The sequence below is a fragment of the Streptomyces sp. NPDC001714 genome, from assembly GCF_042892755.1.
Classification (GTDB): Bacteria; Actinomycetota; Actinomycetes; order Streptomycetales; family Streptomycetaceae; genus Streptomyces.
On record NZ_JBIAUL010000006.1, the window covers coordinates 1 to 9,475 of the forward strand.

The following is a 9,475-nucleotide window of genomic DNA, read 5'->3' on the forward strand; positions in this document are numbered from 1 at the left end:
CCGCTACGAGAAGACCGCGACCATCTACCTGGCCGGACTCCATATCGCCGGCATCTTCCTGTGGTCCGCCCCCTGATCCAAACGAAACAGCCTAGGCCCGCATCCGCCGGTTGTCCGGCTGTCGCGCCGTCGTGGGCGGTCGCGCGTTCCTCCCCCAGCCCTTCGGCCGGGGGGACCCCCAGCGCCCCTTTGGGGCGCGGTTCGGCAGCGCCCCGTAAGGGGCGCGGGGAACTGCGCGACCAGCCCCCATGGCGCCGCGGCCGAACGGCAGGCCCTAGCCCGCCAGGGCGATCAGTCGGGCGGCCAGGTCGGCGAACGGCCCGTCGGCCGGCTCCCCCTGCACCATCCGCTTCACCAACGCCGTCATCTCCTCGTCGTACGCCGCACTCACCGCCGTCAGCGCAGCGAAATCGTGGACGAGCTGGATCTCCAGCTCGGCGCGCGGGATGCGGCGTCCGTCCAGCCAGATGAGGGCGGTCGACTCGGCGAGCGAGATCCAGGAGCGGATGACCAGTTCGAGACGGGGCGGCGCCTCGGTGATGTCGAGGTGGGAGAGGATCTGCTCGTAGGCGGCCTGCCGTACGGAGTCGATGAGCGCGTTGGTCGCCGAGGAGCCGACCGCGGGGCCGCCGCGCATCAACGCGGCGAAGCCGGGCCCGTGTTCGTCGACGAAGTCGAAGAAGCGGCGCATCACGCGCAGCAGCCTGGCCCCGAGCGGGCCCTCGTGGGGCTCCTGGAAGCGGCCCGCGAGATCCTCCGAGGCCCGCTTCAACGCGGCCTCGTACAGGCTGAGTTTGCCGGGGAAGTAGTGGTAGACCAGCGGTCGTGAGATGCCCGCGGCCGAGGCTATCTCGTCGATCGAGACCTCGTCCGGCGAGCGACGGCTGAACAGTTCGAGGGCGACGCCGATCAACTGCTGCCGCCGCTCCTCGACTCCCATCCTGCGGCGTACCCCGGTTGTCATGCGAACACCTTACCGATCGGATCCGGCCTCCCACGGACCCGACCCTTCACGGGTGTTCACAGATCCAGCACAAGTCTCCCACTTCGGGCCCGGGATACACAGATGAGCATCGAGTCGGCACGCTCCGTGTCCGTGAGCAGCTCGTCCCGGTGCTCCACCTCCCCTTCCAGCACCCGCTGTTGGCAGGTCCCGCAGAACCCCTGTGCGCAGGAGTACGGCGTGTCGGGCAGCTCCGCACGTACCGCGGCCAGCACGGACGTGTCGGCCGGGACCGGCACCGTCCGTCCGCTGCGCCGGAGTTCGAGTTCGAAGGCGTGGTTGCCGCCGCTGTCGGTACGCGGCGCGAAACGTTCGAGGCGGACCGCCGGAAACCGCGCTTCCACCGCCGCCATCAGCCCCTCCGGACCGCAGCAGTACAGCGCCGCGCCCTCCGGGACGGCCAGCGCGTCGAGGTCCGGGCGCCCGTCCTCGTCCTCCGCGACGACCGTGACCCGGTCGTCCCCGGCCAACTCCGCCAGGAACGGCATGGAGGCGCGCGTCCGCCCGCAGTACAGCAGCCGCCACGCCACGCCGTCCGGCACGGCCCGCACCATCGACAGGATCGGCGTGATCCCGATGCCCCCGGCCACGAACACGTACGAGGCGGCCTCGGCGAGCGGGAAACGGTTGCGCGGCCCGCGCACCTCCAGCTCCATGCCCTCCGCGACCTGCTCGTGGAGCTCCCGCGAACCGCCCCGCCCGTCCGCGACCAGCCGGGCGGCGATCGTGTACGACGAGGTGTCGGCCGGGTCGCCGCAGAGCGAGTACTGCCGGACCAGTCCGGACGGCAGCACCACGTCCAGGTGGGCGCCGGGCTGCCAGGCCGGCAACCGACCGCCCTCCAGGCGCAGTTGGACGACCCCGTCGGCGACCGCCCGGTGCGAGGCGACCAGGAGCCGCAGCGCCCGGGAGCGCGGCTGCCCGGAGGCCGGCGGATCCAGGGCCGGCATCGGCCACAGCGGCGAGGCCTCGATACGGCGGCGCAGGGCCCGCCTGACGAGCAGCGCGGCGCCCGCGACGGCGACGACGGTCCGCAGCCTCGGCGTCATCACTTGCCCTCCTGCTCGGCGGCGCGCGCGGCGGGGGAGGAGGCCAGGTAGGCGACGGCCTGCTCGGTGGAGCCCTCCTGGGAGGGGTGGTAGGTGCGGCTGAGGTAGCGCGGGATCGACTTCAGCATGTCGCCGGTGGCGGGCAGCGTGCCGCGCCGGCCGGCGAGATAGAAGTCCCGGAGCCGGGCCCGGCCCTCGTCGAGCGTCGGGTCGTTCGCCATGAAGAAGCGGGCGCCGCGCTGCCACAGGAACACGATCGCCGTGAACGCCGTCGCCCAGGTCCGCACCCGGCGCCGGTAGCCGCCGTCGAGGTGCAGGAACAGGTCGAAGGCGACCGACCGGTGCTCGACCTCCTCGGCACCGTGCCAGCGCAGCAGGTCCAGCATCATCGGGTCGGCGCCGCGCCGGTCCAGTTCCCCGGCGTTGAGCACCCAGTCGCCGAGGAAGGCGGTGTAGTGCTCGATGGCCGCGATCAGCGCGACCCGTTCGAGCAGCCACCAGCGCCTGGCCCTCCCGGGCGGCAGGGTCCGGTCGCCGAGCAGCTTCTCGAAGAACCAGTCGACCTGCGCGGTGTACGGCGTCGGGTCGAGGCCCTGTTCCCTGAGGTGGGGCAGCACCTCGTCGTGGGCCTGGGAGTGCATGGCCTCCTGCCCGATGAACCCGATGACGTCCGCGCGCAGCCGCTCGTCACGGATGAGCGGCAGCACCTGCTTGTAGACGTGCACGAACCAGCGCTCGCCGGCGGGCAGCAGCATGTGCAGCACGTTGATGGTGTGCGTGGCGAAGGGATCGCCGGGGACCCAGTGCAGAGGGGTGTCCTCCCAGGCGAAGGACACATTGCGGGCCTTGAGCGCGATGTGCTCGGACTGCACCGGCTGCGGCTGCTTGTTGGACATGGCGTCAATGTACTGACGGGTAGGTGGCCTGAGAAGACCTCCGGCCGCCTTGTTTACGCGAGCGTCAGCAAGCGCTCGGGTGGCGGACTCACCGCAGCCCGCTGATCTCGCCGCCCTCCTCCAGCGTCCCCTTCAGCTCGGCCTGCGCCCCCTGCTTCGCCTCGGCCACCAGCGTCGTCCCCTGCGCCGAGGCCGTGACCCCACCGGTCGCCCGGATCGACGCGGTGTCGCGGCTACCCGCGGCCAGCAGGTACCACTGGCCGCCCCCGGACTTCCACAACACCCCGGCCAGCACGTGCGGGTCGCGCGGACCGCAGGCCGTCACGTCGGCCCCCTTGGCCGCCACCGCTCCGTACCGGCTGCCCGGCGTCCGGAACTGGGCCAGCGACACTGTCCCGTCGCCCCGCCAGGTCTCGGTGCGCGTGCACACCCACGACCCGGTGCCGCCGGCGTCCGGCAGCTGCTGCTCGGCGAACGCCCACGCGTTGACACTGCGCACCCCGGCCGACCGCTCCGCGGCCAGCGAGCAGGCGAACGGCGCCCAGTCGCGCCGCGCCGCCGCCCCCGAGGCCTCGCCGGTCTCGCCGGGCCGCCCGGCGGTGAGCCGGGCCGGCATGAGTTCGCCCAGGTCGGTCGCGAGGTGCACACCCTGCGCGTCGGTCAGCTGGAGCACGTTCCAGGACGTGCACGTCCCCTGCTGCAGCGCGGGACTGGCCAGCGGCCCGGTCACCCCGTCGGTCAGCCCGAGGTCAAGCGCCCCGGAGTCCGGCTTCGTCAGGTCCCGCTCGGCCGCCCCGGTCACCCAGGGCGCGGTCAGATAGCGGACGTTGCCGTCGGAGCGGCCGAGGACCAGGGCGCTCGCCTCCGGGCCTGCCGCGCCGTCGGCACGGGCGAAGTCCAGGGCCGCGCCCTGGGTGCCGTCCTTCGGTTCGGCGTAGCGGACGATGCGCAGACCGTCGTAGAAGATCACCACCCGGGCGCTGTCGACCACGCCCGCGTACAGCAGCTGGGGCGGTCCTGCCGGGCCGCCGGTCTGGGTGCCGGGGGTCGCCGAGACGCGGACGGTGCCGCCGGGGCGGGCCCAGACGGCGAGGGCACGGCGCAGCAGCGCGGTGTCGCCGGTGAGGGCGCCGCGGGCCGGCCAGACGGAGAAGTCGGTGCGCGCGGCGGTCTTCCAGACCGTGGCCGGGACCTTTGCCACCTGCGCCGGGTCCAGGGCGGCCTGGGCGGCCGGGTTCTGCGCGTACACCGGGGCGGCCGCGCCGTCGGCGCCCCAGCCGCCGTCCGGCAGTGCGACCAGCGCCCCGCACACGGCGAGGGCGGCAGCGGCGGCGAGCGCCGCCTTGGTGTGCTGACGGCGGCGCATCAGGTCGGTGGGCCGGGCCTGCAGGGAACAGGGGTCGAACTCGGGGGAGTCGAGCAGCGGGTACTCGGCCGGGACGCCGTTCGCCTCGGCGAGCGCGTCCTCGGGTTGCTCGACGCCGGCCGCCCGCAGGAGACCCCGGACGTCGCCGTCGGGGAGCTGTTCGAGACCGCGCAGCGCGTAGGCGGCGCGGGCCGGGCCGGAGAGGGTGGCGAGCCGCTGGTCCAGGGCGAGTTCGTCGGCGCCGCCGGAGCGCGGGAAGAGCCTCAGGCCCCACACCTGGGGGAGCAGCGGCGGCAGCTGGGCACGCTTGGGCCACGCGGTGAGCCGGAGCGGATGGCCCGCCTCCAGTGCCGTACGCACCACTTCCAGGCGGACCAGGGAGTACCCGGGGTCGGTCTGCCGCCCGTCCGACTGGGCCGGGATCACCGGGAACTGCTTGCGGCCCCGGGGCAGAGCCCGCTGGACCAGGGAGTGCGCGGTCAGGACGCGGCGGCCGCGCGCGAGCCCCGGTGGCAGCACCAGGTAGGCGAGCCGGACGAGCCGTGGGTAGTGCTCGACGAGCGCGGCCTCGGCCTGCTCGACATCGACGGCCGGTTGCGGGGCTCCGGCGGAGGCGGCTGCGTGACGCTGGGCTACATCCTGTGACTGCACGTCCTGAAGAACGAGCGACCCGTTGGTTGGTCACCGCCACTCGGGTGACACTGCGGTGTCCCGTGCGATGTGAGCCGATGTGAGTGCTTCGCGGCCCGCAGCCGTATCGAAGGGGACGGGCCCCCTGAAGGCACCCGGGGCCGGCAATGCGACCGGAGGAACAGATGAGGTTGACCCGACCGATGCTCGCCGTGGCCGGCGCCGTGGCCGTCCTGGCGCTGGCGGGCTGTGGATCCGGAGACGGCAAGGCGGAGGCCAAGATCCCGGTCACCGCGACCGGCAGCCTGGAGAGCCTGGCCGCCAAGGTGAAGTGCACTCCGGACATGCAGATCGACTCCGACGAGGTCCGCCAGGCGATCTGCAAGGTCCCCGCAGGCAAGTTCGTCTTCGCCACCTTCGCCACCGACCGCGGCCAGCGCGAGTGGATCAACGACGCGAAGGACTACGGCGGTTTCTACCTCGTGGGCCGCAAGTGGGTCGCCGTCGGCACCGACAAGGTGGTGAAGGCGCTGCAGACCACGCTGGGCGGCGAGGAGGAGATCGGCGTCGACCACAGCAAGCACACCAGCTGAGGTTCGCGATCCGTACGGCACATACGAGAGCGGGCGGTGGGAGAATCCCACCGCCCGCTTCGTGCTACCGGCCCAGGTGCCGCCGGCTAGCTACTGCTCACTAGCACTTCTTGCCGGTGTTGATGCAGTTGGCGATCGTGGCCGCCAGGTTGTTCTTGGTGACGCTGATGAAGTCGTCGTGGTCGGTGGCCGCCTTGTGCAGCTGCTCGGGGAAACCGTCCACGGCGTAGGCGTTCTTGACCTGGCCGTTCACGATGCTCGGCTGGGCCAGGTTGTACACCAGGCGCATGGTCAGCTGCGGGATCGCCTTGAAGCCGTTCGGGCAGACACCGCTCGCGGGGTCCGCGAAGGCCACGTGCGTACGGTGGTTGGCGCTGTCGATGTTCACGCCGTCCCAGCAGCTCTGGAAGGCGAACGTCCGCACCACCTGGCTGCCCTGCGGGCAGATCGGGTACTGCTGGGTCAGCTGGACCTTGTTCTCGAAGCCGGTGCAGCTCCAGTGCGCGTTGGCGTTGGCCAGACCGTTGGTCGTGGTCTTGGCGTCACCGGTGATGATGCGCAGGAACTGGGGCATCGCGACGACCTTGCTGGCCGGGCTGCCGACGTACTTGATCTGCGCCTTGACCGGCGTGATGATCTTGCCGACGTTGCCTTCCTTGCCACCGCCGAGCGCGTTCGCGTCGAACTCCTGCTGGCCGTTCTGCTCACGCACGACCGGCCAGTAGTACGCCGAGAGGTCACTCTGGTTCTGGCAGCTGGAGGGGGCGGCCAGCAGCGAGTCGTTCGTGGAGAACGCGTTGACCTTCTGGTTGCCGACGTAGTCGTGCTCGTGGTGCGCGCCGTTGGTCACGCCGGGCGCCACGATGACGTTGTCGGTGTTGTGGTTCTTGTTCTGGTTCGTACCGCAGCGGGTGGTGAAGGTACCGGTCGAGGCCTGGGCGCCATTCTGCGGCTTGCCCTGGACGTTCGCCGCGACCTTCGTGATGTCCACGAAGTCCGCCGCGGACGGGCCGTTGCCGGCCTGGCCGCCGGCGCCGACGTCGACCGGGGTGCTGGCGCTGGCGCTCGGGGCGGCACTGGCCTGGCCGCCGTTGTTCTGACCGCCGTTGTTGTTGTTCTGACCGCCGTTGTTGTTCTGACCGCCGTTGTTGTTGCCCTGGCCGGCGGTGGTCTGGTTGGCGGCCTGCGTGGTGCAGGCGGCGAGCTGCGACAGCGCGCTGTCGAACTGGCCGCCGACCCGCGTGATGTCGATCCTGATCCGGTCGATCGTGGCCGCCCGCTTCTCCTTCAGGGGGCCGACGATCGCGTTCTGGACGAAGTTGGCGTCGTTCGCCTGTGCCTGACGGGTGGAGGCGAGCCGGGAGTAGGCCTCGGTGATCTGCTTGTCGAGGTTCGCCAGTTCCGTCGCCACCCCCTGCTTGGCCTTGTCGGGCACACTCGTCAGTTTCTGGCCGACGTCGGGGCAGGAGATGGTCGCCACCGTCGCGGAGGCGGCCTTCGTGTAGTTCTGCGCCGAGTTGTTCGACTCGTGAGCCGAAGCGTTCATCTGCGCATAGAGCAGCCCGCCCCCGCCGAGTGCGACAGCCGCCGATGCGGCTATGACCTTGACGGTCAGCGGCGAACGGCGTTTGCGTATGTTGCGTCCCATGGAACTCCTCAGACCTTCCTTGCGGGGCGGCATCGAGGCGCCCGACAGGAGTGAAGCGGCGTCCATTCATACGCAGGCGGTCTCAGACGTGTTCAGGCGTCTCACAAATTCATCAGAGATTTGTTACGCACTTGGGGCACAACTGCCGTTTGAGCAGGGCGGTTTCTGGAAAATCACCGGTCGCGGTCCAGGTACGCGAGCACCGCGAGGACGCGCCGATTGTCATCGTCCGACACCTCGAGTCCCAGTTTGGTGAAGATGTTGGAGGTGTGCTTGGCGATGGCCCGTTCCGTGACGACGAGCTGCCCGGCGATCGCCGCGTTCGAGCGGCCCTGCGCCATCAGCTCCAGGACCTCCAGCTCCCGCGGTGTCAAGCCCCCCAGCGGCCGGTCGTCGGCCCGCCGGGACAGCAGTTGCTGGATCACCTGCGGATCCATCGCCGTACCGCCCGCCGCGACCCGCCGAACGGCGTCCACGAACTGCTCCGCGTCGAACACCCGGTCCTTCAGCAGGTACCCCACCGCGCCGCTGCCGTCGGCCAGCAACTCGCGTGCGTACAGCTGCTCGACGTGCTGGGAGAGCACCAGCACCGGCAGCCCCGGCCGCTCCCGCCGGGCCCGGAGGGCGCACTGCAGCCCCTCGTCGGTGTGCGTCGGCGGCAGCCGTACGTCGACCACGGCCACGTCGGGCTTCAACTCGGCCAGGGCGCGGTCGAGTTCGGGGCCGGACTCGACCGCGGCCGCGATCTCGAAGCCATAGGCCTCCAGCAGCCGGACCAGCCCGTCGCGGAGCAGGAACAGGTCTTCGGCTAGGACAACGCGCACGGAATCTCCATGGTGACCATGGTGGGGCCGCCCGCGGGGCTGCTGACGGCCAGGACGCCGTCGAATGTACCCAGCCGCCGCTCCACCCCGGCGAGCCCCGACCCGGCCCCGACCACCGCGCCGCCCCGGCCGTGGTCCGTGACCGAGATCCGCAGCATCCCGCCGCCTTCCTTCACGTGATGCAGGTCGACCCAGATCCGGTCGGCACCGGAGTGCTTGACCGCGTTGGTCAGCACCTCGCTCACCGCGAAGTACGCGGCCGACTCCACCGGCGCGTCCGCCCGGCCCGGCAACTCCACCGTCACCTCGGTCGGCACCGGCAGCCGCAGCGCCAGCGCCCGTACGGCGTCCCCGAGCCCGCGCTCGGCCAGCACCGGCGGATGGATGCCCCGGACCAGGTCCCGCAGCTCGCCCAGCGCCTCCACGGACGCCTGCCGGGTCTGCGCGAGCAGTTGCTTCGCCTTCGCCGGGTCCTTGTCCAGGAGCATCTCGATGGTCCCGAGGTCCATGCCCATGGCGACCAGCCGGGCCTGCGCCCCGTCGTGCAGATCCCGCTCGATCCGGCGCAGCTCGGCGGCCGAGGCGTCCACCGCGTCCTTCCGCGTCTCCGTCAACACCCGAACCCGTTCGACGAGTTCGCCCTTCCCGGGGTCGAGGACGGCGCGGGTCAGCCGGAAGTGGGAGGTCAGCAGCCGCGGGCACAGGTACCAGGCGCCGACCAGCAGCACGGCGGCGGTGGCCGCGGCGCCGAACGCGGTGGCCTGGCCGGTGACCGGGACGAAGCCGTACCAGTAGGTGCCATCGAGGGTGAGCACCCGCCACAGCCCGGCGGCCACCGCGAACCCCTCGAACGGATAGAACAACAGCACCGCCGGCAGCAGCGCGGTCACGAACCCGGCCGTCATGTCCGTGAACAGCCACAGCACGTCACGCCCGACCTGCGGGTCCCGCAGCATCCCGAAGGTCCTGGCCCACGGGTTGGCGTCCGCCGGGACCGCCCGGTACGCCGACCGGATCCGCACCCCGCACCACTCGTACGCGAGCCGCCGCCGCACGTCCGCCACGTCCCGCACCCCGCCCAGGATCCACGGCGTGGTCACGATCCCGACCCCGATCGGGATCAGCGCCACCGAGACCGCGACCAGCACGAAGCAGAGCACCGAGACCGGCAGTATCACCAAGGCCAGCACCAGCCCCCGCACGGCGGCGAGCAGGGTCTCCCGCCCCCTGGCACGGAAGCCCCCGCTGTCTGTGTTCGTCGTCATGCGACCAGTCTCCCGAACCTCCCGGATCCGGGTCACTGGCCCGAAGCCCCATGTCAGGGGGTGGTGCTGGATACACCCCGGGAGTGCCGCGACATGCCGTGTGCCGACTGCGGCGCCGTCGTGGGGGGGGGGGGGGGGGGGGGGGGGGCCCCGGCCCGGGGGGGGGGGCCGGGGGGCGCGCCCCCCCCCCCCCCCCCCCCC

The 9,475-nt window shown here is 71.7% G+C and carries 8 protein-coding genes; 1 reads left to right on the plus strand and 7 read right to left on the minus strand.

The window, feature by feature from the left end; genetic code table 11:
* Positions 1-274: 274 nt before the first annotated feature.
* From ACFY0P_RS16830 to ACFY0P_RS16845, 4 genes are all read right to left on the minus strand, one after another.
* Positions 275-964, minus strand: coding sequence for a TetR/AcrR family transcriptional regulator (locus ACFY0P_RS16830; RefSeq protein WP_388912850.1), 690 nt, complete (start codon positions 962-964; stop codon positions 275-277).
* Between the two features lie 56 nt (positions 965-1,020).
* Entirely contained in the window at positions 1,021-2,052 is a 1,032-nt protein-coding gene (locus ACFY0P_RS16835; protein WP_388912853.1) for a PDR/VanB family oxidoreductase, read from the minus strand.
* Complete coding sequence (locus ACFY0P_RS16840) at positions 2,052-2,948, minus strand: metal-dependent hydrolase (RefSeq protein WP_388912856.1); 897 nt, start codon at positions 2,946-2,948, stop codon at positions 2,052-2,054. Before ACFY0P_RS16840 ends, ACFY0P_RS16835 begins: the two co-directional genes overlap by 1 nt.
* 88 nt (positions 2,949-3,036) lie before the next feature.
* Positions 3,037-4,965 (minus strand): hypothetical protein, encoded by a 1,929-nt coding sequence (locus tag ACFY0P_RS16845; RefSeq protein ID WP_388912859.1) that lies wholly within the window; start codon positions 4,963-4,965, stop codon positions 3,037-3,039.
* A gap of 164 nt (positions 4,966-5,129) precedes the next feature.
* Between ACFY0P_RS16845 and ACFY0P_RS16850 the strand changes: the two genes are divergently transcribed.
* Positions 5,130-5,537: a hypothetical protein gene (locus ACFY0P_RS16850; RefSeq protein ID WP_293991191.1), complete on the plus strand. Its 408-nt coding sequence runs from the start codon at positions 5,130-5,132 to the stop codon at positions 5,535-5,537.
* Between the two features lie 100 nt (positions 5,538-5,637).
* On the opposite strand, the gene ACFY0P_RS16855 is transcribed toward ACFY0P_RS16850, so the two are convergent.
* The 3 genes from ACFY0P_RS16855 to ACFY0P_RS16865 form a co-directional block, all read right to left on the minus strand.
* Positions 5,638-7,185: a DUF1996 domain-containing protein gene (locus tag ACFY0P_RS16855; protein WP_388912862.1), complete on the minus strand. Its 1,548-nt coding sequence runs from the start codon at positions 7,183-7,185 to the stop codon at positions 5,638-5,640.
* Positions 7,186-7,358: 173 nt separating this feature from the next.
* Positions 7,359-8,009, minus strand: coding sequence for a response regulator (locus ACFY0P_RS16860; protein ID WP_388912865.1), 651 nt, complete (start codon positions 8,007-8,009; stop codon positions 7,359-7,361).
* Complete coding sequence (locus ACFY0P_RS16865) at positions 7,994-9,274, minus strand: sensor histidine kinase (RefSeq protein WP_388912868.1); 1,281 nt, start codon at positions 9,272-9,274, stop codon at positions 7,994-7,996. Before ACFY0P_RS16865 ends, ACFY0P_RS16860 begins: the two co-directional genes overlap by 16 nt.
* Between the last annotated feature and the right edge of the window lie 201 nt (positions 9,275-9,475).